This window comes from Streptomyces sp. NPDC005752 (genome assembly GCF_040630715.1).
Classification (GTDB): Bacteria; Actinomycetota; Actinomycetes; order Streptomycetales; family Streptomycetaceae; genus Streptomyces.
The window spans coordinates 171,213-188,735 of record NZ_JBEXYB010000009.1 but is presented as its reverse complement, the minus strand read 5'-3'; the positions used below and the strand labels follow the sequence as shown (position 1 = coordinate 188,735).

The following is a 17,523-nucleotide window of genomic DNA, read 5'->3' as shown; positions in this document are numbered from 1 at the left end:
GGGTGCCTGGTCGTAGGCGACTCCGGACCCGGGTGGTGTCGATGCGGGCGGGCAGGCCGGCCCGCCGAGAGTCGGGCGTGCTCGCTTCGGCCGGGGCACGGCGGTGACGCGGCCTGCCCCTTGCGCGGCGACGAACCTGCCCGGCCGGCATCGGCGGCACCATCGCGATCACGCCCGTATCCGCAGCTTCGGCGAACGCGCCCTGGCCACCCGCACATGCGCTCGCGGCTCCTGGCCAGATGAAGAGGCTCAATGATCAGACCAGCCGCGGATGTTGCCCCTTGGGGGCGTCATTCAATTGCGCTGATTTACAGCCCCGGGCAGGTATTGCCAGTCGGGTCGGCGTCCACGCCCCGTGCTGGTGCCCTTCCTTGTCGGAGTGGCGGATACCGCTCGCGACCAGCCCGCCGGACGTCCATCTCGATTTGACGCACACGCCCTTCGAGGTGGGGCCGTCATCCCGCCTCGGCGCATTCGTCGACGAATGCGCATAGCCGACGAATGAGGCTCAGGAAAGAGGGCAGGGGGTCCGTATGGGGCCGCATATGAGCCGCATCCTGGAGCCACTGCTGCCACAGCCCGCCCGGGCCCAGGAATCGGTCGGCTTGATCGCCTCCAAGGTCCAGGTCGATGAACTGAAGAGCGCCCATGGCCATGGTCTGGTCGTACGCAAGGTCAGGGCGGCGCAGAAAGCGATCAAGGTATGCGGCGAGCAGATCAGCGTCGTGTGCCGTTCCGAAACTTGCCAGGGACACGCTGTAGGCCGGCCCGACACAGCAGACCTCGCTGGCCAGCAGGAGCTCCCCGAGGCGCTCACGGAACTCGGTCCGGCGGGAGACGGCTACGAGCCAAGCCGCAGTTCTTCGCTCTCTCCAGCCGCCCTCGAGGAGTGTGGCGATCTCACCCGCGGTGATGAGTCCCGCGTCATGGCGGAGATCTCGCACGAATCGGTCGTACTCAGGACCTCGCGTGCGCAGCATGCTGCCGCCGAGCTTCAGATAGCGCCGCTCGGGCATGACGTAGCGACGGACCAGGGCCGGCAACTCGGCATCGTCTTGGGGATGGCCTATCACACGGCCGATCTTGCCCTGCCGGTGCGAAACGAGGCCAACCCGTTCTTTGTACTGCTCTTCCGCCGTCCTCACCGGGACCGGTGCGACGGGCCGGACGAAATCCGTCAAACGCGACTGGACCGGCCACACCAGCAGCCTGCAGAGCGGCGGCTGAGAAAAAACAAGGTGGCGGGCGTCCTCATCGTCCCCCCCCCGATACAGCGCGTTCACCACCCTGCGCCGGTGGCGCCGACGTCTCGGGCCACGTCCGGGGAACGGGGCCGGATGCGTGACCGGCACGACTGGACTTCCCGTCATACGTCGGGATTCCGGCCGGTTCGGATCGCCGCTCCACTCAGAATGGTCTGCACCGCGAGTACCGGGTTGAGAGGCTCGACGAGTTCGTTGGTGGCGACGGCTACGAGGCGCGCGGGCGCATCGCCGTCCAGCAACCCGCGCACGTACTCGATGGCCTCCGCGGGCGAGAGCGTGGGAAGGCTCTGCCGCAGTGTCCGCACGGCGTGCATGCGTCCGCGCGTGGCAGCCGTTCCGCGCAGCGCATCGTGCAGGTCGTCCACTGCGGTGCGCACCGGCAGCCCACGTATCCGGGCGCGGTAGTCGGTCTCCCACTCTCCGGTCACTGCGGAGAGGGCGCCGATCCGGTGCAGTCCGCCGTCGACACGGTCGACCAGGTACGGCCCGTTGCCGGCCAGCATGAACTCCGGGTTCCGGGTGCGTACGAACTCCTCGGACTCCCAGGAGACGATCCACACCAGCTCGTGCTCCTCGACGTCGACCACAGCCATGCGCATCACATCCTCACCCGCGGCCCGCCACCTCCGACAGTCTCGCTCCAGTTGCTCCACCACAGCCTGAACAGCGTCGCCTCGCCTGATCACGCGTGCAGCATCCCGTACGGCCCCGCTTCTCGACCAGTGAATTCGCACGGATCACACCCACCTACAACAAGCCTGACGGCCCGCCTTGCGCCGGAATGCGAAAGCCACGGCAAGTCTTCCGGCGTCCGGCAGGCAGCCGCCGGGCTCCGGGGGAGCAGATGCGGTGGGACCTCCCGCTCTCCCGGCGACGTCCGGACGCGGTTCCCCGCCTCACCAGGGAACGGGCATCAACTCGACTGCCCCCGCGCGTGGGTGCGTCGGGCTACGGTGCCCGTTCACTGCCACTCCCAGCGCAGCGCCCGGAAGCCGGGGCCCGGGTTCTCGAAGACCGCGTGGACCCGGTCGGCGGCGCTGATCCACACCGGTTCCGCGGACAGCGGCTCCCCGGTGACCGCGGCGGTGGAGCAGCGCAGGCAGCGCACCGGCACGGCGTCCGGGTGGAAGGCGACCTCCAGGGTGTAGAGGAGTGCGGGGGCGTGGAACCCCCGCCCGCACTCCTCGGCGCGGCGTCCGTTCTCCGGGAACCGCAGGGAGTACTCGATCAGCGTGGTCCCGCCCTCCGACAGCGTGCGGTCCAGGAACAGTTCGGCGACCACCAGCGGAACGCTACGGTCCGAGCGCAGCCGCCCGAGGCGGGCATTGCGTACGCCGGCGAACTCCGGCAGCGCTCTGTCCGGGTCCTCGCCGCGCAGGACCACCACACAGCGGTCGACCCGGTCTCGGGTCGCCTTCAGCGTCAGACGGGTGGTCAGCCGTGCCCCGGCGCCCCGCGCGTCGAGTTCGTAGCTGTCGTGGGCGGCGACCCGGAGCAGGCCGTCGTCCGTGCTGCCCAGCTCGGCCAGCAGCTCGGGGAGGCTGCCGAACTCCCGCCACAGGCGCTCGGTCTCCAGTACCTCGGAGTCCCGGTTGACCCAGCGGCCCCGAGGGCGGCGCGGACCGAGCAGCGAGACCAGGCCGTCGGTGGGGATGCCCAACAGCTCTTCCAGAAGGCGGACCGCCTGCCGGGACTGTGGCCGTTCGGGACGGCTGCGGCCGCGCCGCCAGTAGCTGAGCGTGGTGACGCTGATCTCCACGCCGCGCTCGGCGAGCCGGTGCTGGATGCGCTCGAGGCTGAGCCCGCTGGCCCGCACGGCGGAGTCCAGGGCCGCCTCGAAGGGGCCGGTGCGGAGAACGTCGAGGAGATCCGCCGCTCTTTCTCGCGGTTGCACGGCCTTCAGCTCCGCGAGCCGTGGGATCCGGACCGTCTGCCCCAACCGTGTCGTGCCACTCGTGTCCACCAGTTCCTCGCCTTCTGCACCGACGTTGCGCGCCTGGGAATGGAGGCACTGTCTGTGACAGCGTTCTCGTGGGGGGATGAAATAGAGCCACAGGTTAGCCACGGCCAGGCTGGATATCGACGAGACGTTGGACACTCTGTGAACAGTTTTGACCAAAGCTGAGGGTGTCGGCAGAGCTGCGGCCGGGGGAGGGGACGGTCACCGGCCTCTTCACAGTGGCCGCAATTAAACAGAGTTGGCGCTCGTTGACCCGGACTCCCGGCGGCGGCCACGATCCCGGCCCATGAAGAGAACTGTTCTCGCAGCATCGATCTCCCTGGCCGTCAGCGCCCTGCTGATAGCCGGCACGGGATCCCCCGCCGCCGCTGCCGACACCGCTCGGCCCCACCCGCCCAAGGCCGACAGGAGCCGGGCCGTCCAGGACGCCCGTGACTCGATCGCCGCTCACCCCAAGGCGGTTCGTGCGAGCTCGGACGACACCTTCACGTCCGCCTCGGTACTGGTCGACAAGGACGGTACCCGGCATGTGCACATGACACGCGAGTACCGCGACCTCCCCGTACTGGGAGGTGACGTCGTCGTGCACTCCGCGCCCAGCGGGGCGTTCCGCGAGAGCACGGTGACCCTCAAGGACAGCCTCTCCCTGCCGGTGACCCCCAAGGTCGGCGCCGAGCGCGCGGAGAGCCTGGCGCAGAAGAAGTTCCAGGGCAAGCGCGCCCGTACGACCAGCAAGCTGGTGGTGGACGCGCTCGCCGGCACCCCGCGGCTGGCGTGGCAGGTGACGGTCGACGGCATAGCCCCCGACCAGTCGCCAAGCCACTTCAACGTGATGGTGGACGCCCTGACCGGCAAGGCCGGGCAGACGTGGAACGACTTCCACACCGCCGACGGCACCGGCCACGGCTACCAGGTGGGCGACGTCCCCCTGACCACCACCGCGGTATCCGGCGGCTACCAGCTGAAGGACTCCACCCGTGGCAACGGGGAGACGCGTGACGCGCAGAACCTGACCGCCACCAACGACAGCCCGCCGGCCGGCTGGGGCAAGGCGTTCACCGACACCGACAACGTGTGGGGCAACGGCGCGCTCAGCGATCGCGCCACCGTCGCAGCCGACGCACACTTCGGCATCCAGGCGACCTGGGACTACTACAAGAACGTGCACGGCCGCAGCGGCATCAAGAACGACGGCGTGGGCGCCCGCTCGTTCGTGCACTACGGCAACAACTACGCCAACGCCGGCTGGGACGACACCAGCTTCAGCATGATCTACGGCGACGGCGCCCCAGGCGACAAGCCGTTCACCGAGCTCGACGTCGCGGGCCACGAGATGAGCCACGGTGTCACCTCCGCCACCGCCAACCTGAACTACTTCGGCGACGCGGGCGGTCTGAACGAGTCGACCAGCGACATATTCGGCACCCTGGTCGAGTTCAACGCCAACAGCGCGGTGGACACCCCCGACTACCTCATCGGCGAGAAGATCAGTTCCACGCCGCTGCGGTACATGGACGACCCGAAGAAGGACGGTGCCTCGCAGAGCTGCTGGACCACCGGCACCAAGAACCTCGACCCGCACTACTCCTCCGGAGTGGGCAACCACTTCTTCTACCTGCTGGCGGTCGGCTCCGGCTCCTCCCAGTGGGGCAACAGCCCGACCTGTGACGGCGGCACGGTGACCGGCCTCGGCAACGCCACCGCGGGCAAGATCTGGTACCGCGCGCTCACCACGTACATGACCTCGGGCACCACCTACCCGCAGGCCCGTACCGCGAGCATCAAGGCCGCGACCGACCTGTACGGCGCGGCCAGCAGCCAGTGCGCCGCGGTGGAGAAGGCGTGGAGCGGCGTCGCCGTCGTCCCCACCGCCACCACCTGCGGTGGCGGCACCCCGCCGAGCGGCTCCAACCTTCTGTCCAACCCGGGCTTCGAGTCCGGCGCGGTCAACTGGGCCGCCAGCTCCGGTGTGGTCACCAACGACACCGGCGGCACGCCGCACTCCGGCTCGTACTACGCCTGGCTGGACGGGTACGGCAGTGCGCACACCGACACCCTGTCCCAGTCGGTGACCGTCCCGGCCACCGCCGCTGCACCCAAGCTCAGCTTCTTCCTGGCGATCGACACCAAGGAGTCGGGAACCACGCCGTACGACACGCTGAAGGCGCAGGTCGTCAACGGCACCAGCACCACCACCCTGGCGACGTACTCGAACGCCACGCCGGGCGGTTACGCCCAGCGGACCCTTGACCTGTCGGCGTTCAAGGGCAAGACAGTCACGATCAAGTTCACCGGTACCGAGGACTCCTCCGCGGCCACCAGCTTCCTGATCGACGACACCGCGGTCACCACCGGCTGAGCCCCCACAGGCTCCTCGGGTGCGTACGGAGGGCCCGGCCGGTGCGAACCGGTCGGGCCCTCCGCGCGTCCCGGATCGGTGCGGGCAGGAGCCGAACTGTCGTGGTGCACCTGCCCACGACCCGGACACCGGGCTCGTCATGCGGAGCAGCCCTGCTGGGCTGTGACGCTCGTTCGACGGGCTCGCCTCCTCCTCCGACGAGCGGGTGTCAGGGCTTGACGAGGACCTTGAGGCTCCTGCGGTCGGCCATGTCCCGGTAGCCGGCCGGGACACCGTCGAGATCGGTGGTGGCGTCGAAGACCTTGCCCGGCTCGATGGTGCCGTCGAGGATCTCGGGCATCAGTTCCTCGATGTAGGCGCGGACCGGTGCGGGGCCGCCGGCCAGGCGGATGTTGTGGCGGAAGAGGCTGCCGAAGCCGATCGGTGCCTCCTCGTACTGCGGGACGCCGACGCGGCTGATGACACCGCCCGGGCGGACGATCCCGGTGGCCTGCTCGTAGGCGGGCATGTTGCCGACGCACTCCAGGACCACGTGGGTGCCGTGGCCGCCGGTGAGCTCACGGGCCGCCTCGATGCCCTCCTCCCCGCGGGCGGAGACCACATCGGTGGCACCGAACTCGCGGCCGAGGTCGGTGCGCGCCTGATGGCGTCCCATGAGGATGATCTGTTCCGCGCCGAGCCGCTTGGCGGACAGGACCGCCAGCAGGCCGACCGCGCCGTCGCCGATCACGGTCACGCGGGTGCGCTCGTCGACACCGCCTGCGACGGCGGCGTGGTAGCCGGTGCCGAAGACGTCCGAGAGCGTCAGCAGGGACGGCACGAGGGCGGAGTCCGGGGCGACGGGGAGCTTGACGAGGGTGCCGTCGGCGAGCGGAACGCGAACGGCTTCGGCCTGGCCGCCCTCGTCCGCCTCACCGTCCCAGAAGTTGGCCTGCGCATGTGCGCACGAGGTGTGCAGCCCCTCCCGGCAGAACTCACAGGTGTTGTCGGAGATGGCGAACGGGGCGACGACCAGGTCACCGCGCCTGACCGTGGTCACCTCCGATCCGGTGTCCTCCACGACGCCGATGAACTCGTGGCCCATCCGTACAGGCCCTTCCTCGGGCTTCATCGAGGCGTACGGCCACAGGTCGCTGCCGCAGACGCAGGAGGCGGTGATCCGGACCAGTGCGTCGGTGGGGTGCTTGATGACGGAGTCGGGGACGTTCTCGACGCGGACGTCGCCGGCGCCGTACAGGAGTGTTGCGCGCATCAGTGATGCTCCGTTTCCAGGTGGTGCGTGAGGGGGGTGGTGCGGGCCGGCAGGCTGCGGAGAGCAGCTCTGCCGGTGGTCCGGCGGTCGCCCGGCAGGCGGTGTACCTCAGTGGCGTCGGCCTGCGGGAGGGTCCGGGACGTACGTGGGTGGTGCTGCGCGTGCTGTTGCTGCGGCGGGGGCGGCCGCGACCACCCTCACCCGTGGCGGCGATTTTTCTCCGCATATTCAGCTTTTCGTAGAAAATGTCCTGGTCGGTGTGGGTGTTCGCCGTGTCCGGACGGTTCCTGTGGAGCGTCGCCGCTGGGTGAGAGCGAGGGCGGTGGCGGGGATCAGGGTGAGGGCGGCGATGGTGGTGCCGACCACGGCGGGGCCGGTGGTCCCGAGCGGCGAGCCGAGGGTGACGCCGGCGATCCAGGAGCCGACGGCGGTGCCGAGGTTGAAGGCCGAGACGGTCAGGGCCGACGCCAGGACGGGTGCCTGGCGTGCGAAGCGGACAGCCAGGGACATCAGCACCGGGTTCGCGCCGAGCCCGAAGAAGCCCAGCAGGGTGACCAGAAGGACGGTGGGCACGGCGTAGCCGGCCAGCAGGGAGATCGCCAGGAGCAGGAGGGTTGCTCCTGTGGCGGCCACGACGGTCACCGTGTGCGGGTGGCGGTCGCCCAGGCGGCCTCCGACGAGTGATCCCGCGAGGGAGCCGAGGCCGAAACCGACCAGGACCAGCGGAACGATTCCGGAGGAGATCCCCGACCGGTCGGTCAGCAGCGGCGAGATGTAGGAGTACGCCGCCAGGACGCCGCCGGTCGTCGTGGCGCAGGCCGCCAGCGCCAGCCACAGGCGGCCGGAGCGCACAGCGGTCAGCTCCGAGCGGATCGACACCGGCTGCTGGTCGCCGCCCTCGTGGGGGACGGTCCGGGCGATGAGCGCGATGGCAGCCGCGGACAGGGCCGCGAGCGCCCAGAACGGTCCGCGCCAGCCCATGACCTGCCCGGCGAACGCGCCCACCGGCACGCCGACGACATTCGCGAGCATGGCTCCCGCGCCGACCAGCCCCAGGGCGCGGGAACTGGCGGCAGGCCCTGCGGCGCGTGCAGCGGCGACATTGGCCACCGCCCAGAAGGCGCCGGTGGCGATCGCGGTCAGGAACCGTGCCGCCAGGACCAGGGTGAGGTTCGAGCTGAGGGCGACGATGACGTGCCCCGTGGCGAAGACGCCCAGGGCGAGCATCAGAGTCAGCCGCTTGGGCAGCCGCAACGTGAGCATCGCCATCAGCGGTGCGCCGATGATCATCCCGACGGCGAAGACGGTGATCATCAGGCCGGTCCGGGCGACGTCGACCTGCAGGTCGCCCGCGATCCCGGGAAGCAGGCCGGCCACGACGAACTCGGTGGTGCCCATCAGGAAGGTGCCCAGCGCGAGCACGTGGACGACGAGCGGCAGCCGAGAGGACGGGCGCTGCGGGTTTTCGGTCCGCACGGTCTCGGCGGGGGCGTGGAGGGTTGCTCCTCGCGTACTCATGCATCAACTCCGGGGCGGTGGTGTTCGGTGTGCCGAACCCACGAAACAGGGTTCACCGCAGGTGGAGAAGGTTGCGTTTATGGGGGGTACAAGCTCGACCTCCCTCCGCGCGCTCCGATGGCTACCGTGGAACGCATGGACGACAGAAGCGACCACCGCGCGGAGATCCGGGACTTTCTCGCGGGCCGACGGGCCAGGATCACCCCCGCGCAGGCCGGGCTGCCCACCAGCACCCGGCGCCGGGTCCCGGGGCTGCGGCGTGAGGAAGTCGCGGTGCTCGCAGGCGTGAGCACCGAGTGGTACACGCGCCTGGAGAAGGGGCACATCGGAGGTGTGTCCGAGGACGTCCTTGCCGCGGTCGCGGAAGCCCTGCAGTTGGACGAGGACGAACGCACCTACCTGTTCGACGTGGCCCGCGCCGCCCGGCCCGCACGCCGCGCGCCGTCGCGCCGCAGGGACGTCGAGGTCCCGCCCCGCATCCACTGGCTGCTCGACTCGATGGCGATGTCCGCCGCCTTCGTACGCGACGGCCGCTTGGACGTCGTCGCCACCAACCCCCTGGCCCGGGCCCTGCACGCGCCGATGTTCGACAGCCCCACCGTCGACGAGCGCGGCCGCGCCAACTTCGCCCGGTACCACTTCCTCGACACCGGCTCACGGGACTTCTTCGTCGACTGGGACTCCGGCGCCGCCGCCACCGTCGCGTTGCTACGTGCCGAGGCCGGGCGTGAGCCGCACGACCGTGCCCTGCGTGAACTGATCGGCGAGCTGTCCACGCTCAGCCCCGACTTCCGGACCCTGTGGGCCGCGCACGACGTCCGTATCCGCCATGACGGCCTCAAGCGGCTGCAGCATCCCGAGGTCGGCCTGATGGAGCTGACCTACCAGTCCCTGGACCTGCCCGTGTCCCGCCTGGCCGTGCACGACCTGAGCCTCTACACCGCCGAACCGGGCAGTACGTCCGAGGAGCGCCTCCGGATCCTCGCCAGCCTGGCAGCCGGCCCCTTGCCCGCCACCGAACCCACCGACAGGCTCGGCTGAGCAGCCTGCCCGGGAGCATGGCCGGCGCGCCCGAGCCGGAGCGGCGCAGTCGCCCGCACCGGCACCTACGCGGTCACGAGAGCGAGCGTGGGGGCGCATGCCGCCGTGCGCCAAGGGCTCTCGGGCGGCAGCCGCAGCAGGTGACCCGTTTGACATAGCTATGACTGCATACCTATAGTCTCGGATATGCTCGAAAGCAGTGCTCCCGAACAGCGCATCGACCGCGTGGCCTCCGAGCTCGCGGCGTGTCTGCCTGTGCTGCACCGAGCGTTGGACCGGCGGATCGCGAGGGAGTACCCCCACCCCAAGCCGCCGGAGGGGCAGCTCGCACTGCTGCGGTTCGTCGCGCAGCACGAGGGCGCCACGGTGCGCGAGGCGGCCGCGGCGCTGCTGATGAAGCCCAACAACGTCAGCGCCCTGGTCTCTCAGCTCACGGAGCGGGGGGAGCTGGAGCGCCGGCAGGACGGCGCCGACAAGCGCATCGCTCACCTGCACCTCACGACGTCCTCGCGGCAGCGGATCGCGGAGGTCGCCACCCTCGAGCGCCGCTACCTCGCCCAGGCCCTCCTGTCCCTGACCGAGGGTGAGATGGACGCGCTCGGTTCCGCCGTAGGGGCGCTGGAAGCGCTGACGAACCGCCTTCACCCCTCGGACGGCTGACGGCAGGGCACCGGCTCGCGCATGCGTGCACGGTGACGCGCTCAGCTTCCCGTTTTCCTCCCGTCCCGGGTGCTGCCCTCGGGGGCATCCCCGTTCTCGGCCCGCACGCCCGCACGCCCGCACGCCCGCATGCCGCCCGCCTCGCCGGTTGGTGGAGCCATCTGCCGGGTATGGCGGTGCGGCCGTGAGCCGTGCCATTTCGTCCATCCCCCTCGAGAGAGAAACGGCCTGTTTCATGGCTACCACTTCTGTGGGCAACTCTGCCCCGGTCACGGCTGCTTCCGGGCAACAAAAGCCCGTCGGCCGCCGGCGCAACCCCTGGCTCGCTCTGATCGCGGTGTCGTTCGGCCTGCTGATGGTGCAGCTTGACGGCTCCGTCGTCGCCATCGCCAACCCGGCGATCGGCAAGGACCTCGGGGCGAGCACCGCGGAGCTGCAATGGGTCACCAACTCCTATCTGCTCGCTCTCGCGGCCTCGATGATCCTCGGCGGCAAGCTCGGTGACCGGTTCGGCCGGCGCTTCTACTACCTTGTGGGTGTCGGCGGGTTCGTCGTCACCTCGGTCGCCATCGGCCTTGCGGGCAGCATCGAGGGCGTGATCGTCTTCCGCGCCCTGCAGGGGCTGTGCGGCGGCATCCTGATGCCCAACACCCTCGGCATCCTCCGTTCCGTATTTCCGCCGAAGAAGTTCCCGCTCGCGGTGGGGATCTGGGGCATGGTCTCGGCCGTCTCGACATCGCTGGGCCCGATCGTCGGCGGCCTGCTGGTCGAGCACGTCGACTGGACGTGGGTCTTCTACCTGAACGCACCCATCGGCGTCATCGCGCTGCTGTTCAGCATGCTGGTGCTCGCCGAGTCCAAGAACTCCGACGGTCGGCAGCGCTTCGACATCGCGGGAGTCGTACTGCTCGCCGCGGGGCTGCTCGCTCTCGTCTTCGGCATCGTCAAGGGCGAGACCTGGGGCTGGCTCTCCGCCGGAACGCTCGGCTCCATCGCGCTCGGCCTGGTACTGCTGGCTCTCTTCGGCTGGTACGAGACCCGGCAGGAACACCCGCTGCTGCCCATGCGCCTGTTCCGCAACCGGTCGCTGACCACCGGTGCGGTCATGACCCTGCTGAACTTCTTCGTGATGCTCGGCGGCATCTTCTTCATCATGCTGTACCTGCAGAACGTGCGCGGCTACACGCCGGTCGAGGCCGGTATCAGCACGCTGCCGATGTCGATCGCCTCGCTGTTCGCCTCTCCGGTCGGCTCCCAGCTGACCACCCGCTTCGGCCCGCGCGTCACGATCCCGCTGGGGCTGGTCCTCTCCGCCGCGGCCATGTTCGGCATGCTCACCTGGACCGTCGACTCCTCCTACGCGACCATGTGGCCGTCGTACATCGCGATGGGCCTGGGCGTCGGCATCGTGCTGCCCGCCACCGCCGCCGCGATCATCGGAAACGCACCGGTCAGGGACGGCGGTGTGGCCTCCGGCCTGCAGTCCACCATGCTGCAGATCGGCGGCGCTCTCGGCACCTCCGTACTGGTCACCGTGATCGCCGGCAAGGTGAATTCCTCGCTGTTCGGCGAGCTCACCGGCGCGGGCGTCCCCGCCTCCATGGCACACGGCCTCGAGAAGGCCGAGGACGCCGTCGCGATGGGGATCGCCCCTGTCTCCTCCGACATGCCGGCACAGATCAAGGCCGCGGTCATCGAGGGAAGCGGCCAGGCTTTCGTCAACGGCCTGCACTCCGCCGTCACCGTGACCGGAATCCTGTGTCTGATCGGTGCGGTGGCCGCGGTCGCCGGAGTCAGGAGCCGTGCTCAGGAGGCTGAGGACGGCGCTGAGGGCGTGGTGATCGTCGCTGCTCACTGAGCAGCGAAGCGCCCGTGAGAGCGGTGCTGCCAGGGTGCGTCGGGCCCTGGCAGCACCGCTCTCACGCGTTGCTCTCCTTTTCGCGGGTCTCACACGTGGAGTGCATGGCACATCCTGAGCCTGCCGACGGGCCGTTGCGGCGCTGCGCTTCCCGGCCCTCTGCCGGAAGCGGGCAACGCCCGCCGTCCGGACTCTGTTCAACATCCCTCCCCACTGGTTACGTTACCTCTGGTAACAGAAGCGGGCCTGCCTGACGGCGCGCCGCCCCCTCTGCCTCTGGAGTTCACCGTGACGCGTTCCTCCACCCGTCGTCCTCACCGTCGGCGTGCCTTCGGTACGGCCGCCCTCATCGCCGCGGGACTGACCGCCGGTGCGCTGCCCACCGTCCCGGGTCCGGCCGGGGCCACCGAGACCCCGAAGCAGGCCCGGGAAGCCGCCTCGGAGGAACTCAAGGAGGTGTTCTTCGTCGGCAACAACTGGGAGGGCACCGCCGACGTCATCAACTCCCGGGGCGACTACGCCAAGATCGGCCGGATCGACATGATCCCCGACAAGAAGGAGCGCCTGTGGGAGATCTACCTCAACCCCGTCAAGCTCGCCTTCTTCCTCGGTATCCGTAGTGGCCCGGGCGAGGGCCACGACCAGTACGTCGACGACATGTACACCACGAAGGACGGCAAGTCCGTCGTCGCCTCCCGGCCGAGTTTCGCCGACGTGGTCTCCATCGACGTGGAGAGCGGGAAGGTCAACTGGCGGTTCCCGGTGTCCGGTTTCCGCTCCGACCACATGGCGGTCTCCCCCGACGGCACCCAGGTCGCCGTCTCCTCCTCGATCTCCAACACCGTGCACGTCCTCGACATGGCTACGGGGAAGGAGGCGGGCAAGTTCAGGACGGGCGACAAGCCGCACGAGAACGTGTACACCGACGGCGGCAAGTATCTCTGGAACATGGCCATCGGCGAGGTCAACACCGACATGGACGCGCCCTGGCAGGACTTCACCAAGGGCGACCGGCGCATCACTGTCGCCGACGCGAAGACCTTCGAGACAAAGAAGATCATCGACATGCGCGAGCGGCTCGACGCCTTCGGCCGCAAGGACCTGTCCGACGCGCTGCGCCCCGTCGCCTTCACGCCCGACGAGTCGAAGATGTACTTCCAGGTCTCCTTCTTCAACGGCTTCGTCGAGTACGACGTGCACAACGACAAGATCACCCGGGTGAAGACGCTGCCGAAGAACCCGGACACCAGCGACGAACGCACCACCTACGTCAACGACTCCCGGCACCACGGCATGTCCATGAGCCCCCGGGGCGACAAGCTCTGCATCGCCGGGACGATGGACGACTACGTCACGGTCGTGAACCGCGAGACGCTGCAGGAGGGCCCGCTCGTCGCCGCCTCCAAGCCGTACTGGGCCACCGTCAGCGGAGACGGCAAGCACTGCGTGGTGTCCGAGAGCGGAACCGACCAGGTGACGGCGATCGACTTCGCCACCGGCGAGAAGGTCATCTCGATCCCTGTCGGTGACCACCCGCAGCGGGTCCGCCTCGGCCACGTCCCCACGGACTGGACCGGCCCCACGACAGGCTGAGACCCGTCGGAGCCCGAGTCTCACGCCCTTCCGGCCCACCCGCCGGATCCGCCCCCTGCCGCACCGTTCCCGGCGGTATGGGCGCGCGTCCGCAGGGGCCGCGCCGGCCTGGGCACCAAGCCGCCCCCGGCCCGGGTGACGACGTTCCCGTCGTGACCCGTGCACCGGGGGCGGGCCTGGTGCCGGACGCGGTCCCTCACGGGGCCTGCCAGCTGTGGGGGGCGTGGAAGAGGTCGGGGCGCCATGCGGTGGTCGGGCCCGGGCCGGCGGGCTCGGTTCCGGGTGCGGGCCTCGGGGTCCGGGCGAGGAAGAGGACGGTGAGGGCGGCGAGTTCCTCGGGTGTCACCGCACCCTTCTCGATGCGTATGCAGGCCGTGGACAGGGTGGTCATGGGGTGGGACCTCCGTCACTGAGGGGGGTTGCCGTGTTTGCGGGCGGGGCGGTCGACGTGCTTGGTCCGCAGCATCGCCAGTGAGCTGATCAGCACCTCACGGGTCTGGGCGGGGTCGATGACGTCGTCCACCAGACCGCGCTCGGCCGCGTAGTACGGATGCATCAGCTCCGCCTTGTAGGCCTTCACCAGTTCGGCGCGTTCCGCCTCGGGGTCCTCGGCCTCGGAGATCTGACGGCGGAAGATAACGTTGGCCGCGCCCTCCGCGCCCATCACCGCGATCTCGTTCGTGGGCCACGCGTAGGTGAGATCGGCGCCGATGGACTGGCTGTCCATGACGATGTACGCGCCGCCGTACGCCTTCCGGAGAATCAGCGATATGCGTGGCACGGTCGCGTCGCAGTACGCGTACAGCAGCTTGGCTCCGTGCCGGATGATGCCACCGTGCTCCTGGTCGACACCCGGCAGGAACCCGGGCACGTCGAGCAGCGTCACGAGCGGGATGCTGAAGGCGTCACACAGCTGCACGAACCGCGCGGCCTTCTCGCTGGCCTCGATGTCCAGGACACCGGCGAGGAACCGGGGCTGGTTGGCGACGATGCCCACCACCTGGCCGCCGAGCCTGGTCAGCGCGCAGATGATGTTGGGGGCCCAGCGTTCGTGGACCTCCAGGTACTCACCGTCGTCGACGATCTCCTCTATCACCTGCCGCATGTCGTACGGGCGGTTGCCGTCCACCGGAACCAGGTCGACGAGAGCCTCGCAGCGCCGGTGCGGCGGGTCTTCGACCGGCAGGGCGGGCGGTGTCTCCCGGTTGTTGCCCGGCAGCAGGGAGAGCAGATAGCGCACCTCCTCCAGGCAGGTCTCCTCGTCGTCGTAGGCGAAGTGGCACACGCCGCTGGTTTCGGCGTGCACGTCGGCGCCCCCGAGGCCGTTCTGGGAGATCTCCTCACCCGTCACGGTTTTGACCACGTCCGGACCCGTGATGAACATCTGCGAGGTCTCCCGGACCATGAACACGAAGTCCGTGAGGGCAGGCGAGTACGCCGCGCCGCCGGCGCAGGGACCGAGCATCACGCTGATCTGGGGGATGACCCCGGACGCCTTGGTGTTGCGGCGGAAGATCCCGCCGTAGCCGGCCAGGGCGGTGACGCCTTCCTGGATACGGGCGCCCGCACCGTCATTGAGTGACACGAGCGGGGCGCCCGCCGACATGGCCAGGTCCATGATCTTGTGGATCTTGGAAGCATGGGCCTCGCCGAGCGCCCCGCCGAATATGCGGAAGTCGTGCGCGTAGACGAAGACGGGGCGGCCTCTCACGGTGCCCCAGCCGGTGATGACTCCGTCCGTGTACGGCCGCTTGGCCTCCAGGCCGAAGCCGGTCGCCCGGTGCCGACGCAGGGGCTCCACCTCGTGGAACGAGTCCTCGTCGAGGAGCAGGCCGATCCGTTCCCGGGCGGTGAGCTTGCCCTTGGCCTTCTGGGCGGCGGTGGCCTTCTCGCTCGGGCCCGCGTGTACCCGCTCCCGGATCTCGGCCAGCTCCGCGACGTGGAACCGCATGTCTCCCCCTACCAGTAGTCGGTAGCCCCGGCAGCGTCGTCCGTCGACGAGGCGTTTCGAGAGTCGTGCCGCAGGTTCAGTTGCCGAGCCGGCGCAGGCCGTTGATCTGCAGAACGGCGAAGCCTCCGACGACGGCCGCCTGCATCAGGATCCAGACGGTGCCCACGGTGTTCGGATCGAACCAGCCGAAGACGGCAGTGACCACGCTCGCGACCGCCCACAGCAGGTTGGCCTCGATGACCACCTTGGTGGCGCCGGCGGCCGGCACCGGGCGGGTGGCCAGGACGGCCACGAGGATGCCGTACACGGTGAGGAACGCACCGATGCCGCGCAGCAGCCCGGTGTCCAGGTCGAGCAGCTCGCCGACGGGGCCGGCGGCGAGCAGGTAGATGAGGCCGTTCCCGGCGGTCACGGCGGCGTCCAACGCGAGGAACAGGCGCAGAGGGCGTGCGGCCGCCACGCGTCCGGCGGTGTCCGCGGGGCGGGCAGAGGTCTGACTCGTGGTCATGGGGGTCTCCGAATGTATGGGGGACTGCTCATGTACGTTTCCGTCGTCCGTGCAGATCGTCGCAACAGGGGCTGACCGGGCGCTGACGGCCGGCTTACACGGCCGGCGCGGACGGGGAACGGTTCACGCCGGCTGGAGTACGAACGACGCCGGGGAGTCGCACGCGAGGGCCGGGTCGTGCGAGAGGATCGCGTTCTCCACACTGCGGAGCGAGGGCGAGGGCTCGATGCCCAGCTCGTCCGAGAGGTGCTGCCACATCCGGCGGTAGACATTCAGGGCGTCGGCCTGGCGGCCCGAGCGGTAGAGGGCGATCATCAGCTGCTCGCAGAAGCGTTCCCGCAGGGGATGGTTGGTGTGGGCGTCGTGGAGCTCGGCGAGTACGGCGGCGTGGTTGCGAAGCCGCAGCTCGGCGTCGAAGCGGAGTTCCATGGCCCGCATGCGGTGTTCCTCGTAACGGCCGCAGGCCAGCTGGCACAGTGTGCCGCCGGTGAAGTCACCGAAGACGGGGCCGCGCCACATCGCCAGGGCGTTTCCGAGCAGGCGGGCGGTGGCGGCCGGATCAGCGGCGGCGGCGACCTCCGCCTGCCGGACGGTCTTGGCGAACTCGGCGGCGTCGAGCTCCCCTTCGGTGACGGTGAGCCGGTAACCGGAGGGATGGATGGTGACCCGGGAGGACGCCCTTTCGGGTTCCAGGCTCTTCAGCTTCCGTCGCAGGCGGCTGATGTGGGCCTGCAGGGCGTTCGCCTGGTTGTCCGGGACCGACTCGCCCCACATCTCCTCGACGAGACTCTCGCCTGAGATGGACTGCCCCTCGTTCACGAGGAGGGTCTGGATAAGGGTCCGCTGGAGATCACCGGAGATCTCCGCGGGACCTAACGCGGTACGGATCTGGAGTGCGCCGAGAATCGAGAAGCTCAGCATGACGTTTTCCCCCTTGGCGTTCGGGCGGCAAAGACGGCTGAACACGGGTGGGGACTCGTCATGGCCGCAGGAGCCGCAGCCTGGGGCTGCGGAGGCCGGCGCGTGGCGATCTCCGGGGTCTTCCCGATCGACCCTGGAGCTTCCTCCCGCATGCATCCTGCCACAGAATAATTCCTTTGAGAAGGTATTTTTCTGCTGGAGCGGTTGCCCCCGGGAAGCGGGAAGGGGGGCCGCCCCGGCGGTTGCGGGGTGAGCGCGGGTGGCCCGTAGGGGGGAGAGGGTGGAACGCCAACACCTCGACGGGCCGCATGTGGCGACGGCCCGTCGAGGTGGTTGCTCCGCCGGTACGGGGGGGTCCGGCGGCTTCATCGGAGTCCGGTGGCCGCGGCACCACAGGGGAGGGGCGCGCGGGTGGTCGGACCGCCGTGACTACGAGTCAGGAATCGATGCGGCGGAATTCTGGAGCAACATGAATTCCAGCGGCCGATAACAACCGGACTCGACAGGGCGGAGAGGGCAGGATTCGAACCTGCGTGGGTTTTGAGGCCCGACCTCGAGATGTTCTTCTGGTCCCCGATAAGCCGCTCCGGGCACCTCTCCTGGTGGTGACGGTGGCCGGGGGTGCCGGCCGTGTCGC

The 17,523-nt window shown here is 69.5% G+C and carries 14 protein-coding genes and 1 tRNA gene; 5 read left to right on the top strand and 10 right to left on the bottom strand.

The genetic code is table 11. The annotated features are described in order from the left end of the window. Nucleotides 1-455: 455 nt before the first annotated feature. The 3 genes from ABZ441_RS10370 to ABZ441_RS10360 all read right to left on the bottom strand — a co-directional run bounded on the left by ABZ441_RS10370 (nt 456) and on the right by ABZ441_RS10360 (nt 3,159). Nucleotides 456-1,073 (bottom strand): DUF6000 family protein, encoded by a 618-nt coding sequence (locus tag ABZ441_RS10370; protein WP_358970629.1) that lies wholly within the window; start codon nt 1,071-1,073, stop codon nt 456-458. A gap of 293 nt (nt 1,074-1,366) precedes the next feature. Then, entirely contained in the window at nt 1,367-1,951 is a 585-nt protein-coding gene (locus tag ABZ441_RS10365) for a YrhB domain-containing protein (protein WP_358970559.1), read from the bottom strand. Between the two features lie 275 nt (nt 1,952-2,226). Next, a complete protein-coding gene (locus tag ABZ441_RS10360; protein WP_358970556.1) occupies nt 2,227-3,159 on the bottom strand; it encodes a hypothetical protein in 933 nt (310 codons plus the stop codon). A 352-nt stretch (nt 3,160-3,511) separates the two neighbouring features. Here ABZ441_RS10360 and ABZ441_RS10355 point away from each other — a divergent pair, with 352 nt between their 5' ends. After that, nucleotides 3,512-5,584 carry a M4 family metallopeptidase gene (locus tag ABZ441_RS10355; protein ID WP_358970554.1) on the top strand — a complete coding sequence of 691 codons (2,073 nt, stop codon included), beginning with the start codon at nt 3,512-3,514 and terminating at the stop codon, nt 5,582-5,584. A gap of 208 nt (nt 5,585-5,792) precedes the next feature. Here ABZ441_RS10355 and ABZ441_RS10350 read toward each other — a convergent pair whose 3' ends face one another. Both ABZ441_RS10350 and ABZ441_RS10345 read right to left on the bottom strand, forming a co-directional pair. Further along, nucleotides 5,793-6,836, bottom strand: coding sequence for a zinc-dependent alcohol dehydrogenase family protein (locus ABZ441_RS10350; RefSeq protein ID WP_358970551.1), 1,044 nt, complete (start codon nt 6,834-6,836; stop codon nt 5,793-5,795). Between the two features lie 228 nt (nt 6,837-7,064). Then, on the bottom strand, nt 7,065-8,354 hold the full coding sequence (locus tag ABZ441_RS10345) for an MFS transporter (RefSeq protein ID WP_358970548.1): 1,290 nt from the start codon (nt 8,352-8,354) through the stop codon (nt 7,065-7,067). 135 nt (nt 8,355-8,489) lie between these two features. On the opposite strand from ABZ441_RS10345, the gene ABZ441_RS10340 reads away from it, so the two are divergent. The 4 genes from ABZ441_RS10340 to ABZ441_RS10325 all read left to right on the top strand — a co-directional run bounded on the left by ABZ441_RS10340 (nt 8,490) and on the right by ABZ441_RS10325 (nt 13,506). Next, nucleotides 8,490-9,395 carry a helix-turn-helix transcriptional regulator gene (locus ABZ441_RS10340; protein ID WP_358970545.1) on the top strand — a complete coding sequence of 302 codons (906 nt, stop codon included), beginning with the start codon at nt 8,490-8,492 and terminating at the stop codon, nt 9,393-9,395. A gap of 186 nt (nt 9,396-9,581) precedes the next feature. After that, nucleotides 9,582-10,055, top strand: a complete 474-nt coding sequence (locus tag ABZ441_RS10335; protein ID WP_358970542.1) for a MarR family transcriptional regulator — start codon at nt 9,582-9,584, stop codon at nt 10,053-10,055. 235 nt (nt 10,056-10,290) lie between these two features. Next, nucleotides 10,291-11,913: an MFS transporter gene (locus tag ABZ441_RS10330; RefSeq protein WP_358970539.1), complete on the top strand. Its 1,623-nt coding sequence runs from the start codon at nt 10,291-10,293 to the stop codon at nt 11,911-11,913. Between the two features lie 288 nt (nt 11,914-12,201). Next, nucleotides 12,202-13,506 (top strand): YncE family protein, encoded by a 1,305-nt coding sequence (locus ABZ441_RS10325; protein WP_358970536.1) that lies wholly within the window; start codon nt 12,202-12,204, stop codon nt 13,504-13,506. A gap of 196 nt (nt 13,507-13,702) precedes the next feature. Here ABZ441_RS10325 and ABZ441_RS10320 read toward each other — a convergent pair whose 3' ends face one another. The 5 genes from ABZ441_RS10320 to ABZ441_RS10300 all read right to left on the bottom strand — a co-directional run bounded on the left by ABZ441_RS10320 (nt 13,703) and on the right by ABZ441_RS10300 (nt 17,486). Then, on the bottom strand, nt 13,703-13,897 hold the full coding sequence (locus ABZ441_RS10320; protein ID WP_358970533.1) for an acyl-CoA carboxylase subunit epsilon: 195 nt from the start codon (nt 13,895-13,897) through the stop codon (nt 13,703-13,705). A gap of 15 nt (nt 13,898-13,912) precedes the next feature. Then, a complete protein-coding gene (locus tag ABZ441_RS10315) occupies nt 13,913-15,457 on the bottom strand; it encodes an acyl-CoA carboxylase subunit beta (RefSeq protein ID WP_358970530.1) in 1,545 nt (514 codons plus the stop codon). 76 nt (nt 15,458-15,533) lie between these two features. Then, nucleotides 15,534-15,965 carry a hypothetical protein gene (locus ABZ441_RS10310; RefSeq protein ID WP_358970528.1) on the bottom strand — a complete coding sequence of 144 codons (432 nt, stop codon included), beginning with the start codon at nt 15,963-15,965 and terminating at the stop codon, nt 15,534-15,536. 123 nt (nt 15,966-16,088) lie between these two features. Beyond that, nucleotides 16,089-16,886: an AfsR/SARP family transcriptional regulator gene (locus tag ABZ441_RS10305; RefSeq protein WP_358970525.1), complete on the bottom strand. Its 798-nt coding sequence runs from the start codon at nt 16,884-16,886 to the stop codon at nt 16,089-16,091. Between the two features lie 508 nt (nt 16,887-17,394). Continuing rightward, nucleotides 17,395-17,486, bottom strand: a tRNA-OTHER gene (locus ABZ441_RS10300). Nucleotides 17,487-17,523 lie beyond the last annotated feature (37 nt).

Excerpts from the sequence above, each read along its gene's own strand:
- ABZ441_RS10355 (WP_358970554.1), top strand. The coding sequence starts at position 3,512 with ATGAAGAGAACTGTTCTCGCAGCATCGATCTCCCTGGCCGTCAGCGCC.
- ABZ441_RS10350 (WP_358970551.1), bottom strand. The coding sequence starts at position 6,836 with ATGCGCGCAACACTCCTGTACGGCGCCGGCGACGTCCGCGTCGAGAAC.
- ABZ441_RS10345 (WP_358970548.1), bottom strand. The coding sequence starts at position 8,354 with ATGAGTACGCGAGGAGCAACCCTCCACGCCCCCGCCGAGACCGTGCGG.
- ABZ441_RS10340 (WP_358970545.1), top strand. The coding sequence starts at position 8,490 with ATGGACGACAGAAGCGACCACCGCGCGGAGATCCGGGACTTTCTCGCG.
- ABZ441_RS10335 (WP_358970542.1), top strand. The coding sequence starts at position 9,582 with ATGCTCGAAAGCAGTGCTCCCGAACAGCGCATCGACCGCGTGGCCTCC.
- ABZ441_RS10330 (WP_358970539.1), top strand. The coding sequence starts at position 10,291 with ATGGCTACCACTTCTGTGGGCAACTCTGCCCCGGTCACGGCTGCTTCC.
- ABZ441_RS10320 (WP_358970533.1), bottom strand. The coding sequence starts at position 13,897 with ATGACCACCCTGTCCACGGCCTGCATACGCATCGAGAAGGGTGCGGTG.
- ABZ441_RS10315 (WP_358970530.1), bottom strand. The coding sequence starts at position 15,457 with ATGCGGTTCCACGTCGCGGAGCTGGCCGAGATCCGGGAGCGGGTACAC.
- ABZ441_RS10310 (WP_358970528.1), bottom strand. The coding sequence starts at position 15,965 with ATGACCACGAGTCAGACCTCTGCCCGCCCCGCGGACACCGCCGGACGC.
- ABZ441_RS10305 (WP_358970525.1), bottom strand. The coding sequence starts at position 16,886 with ATGCTGAGCTTCTCGATTCTCGGCGCACTCCAGATCCGTACCGCGTTA.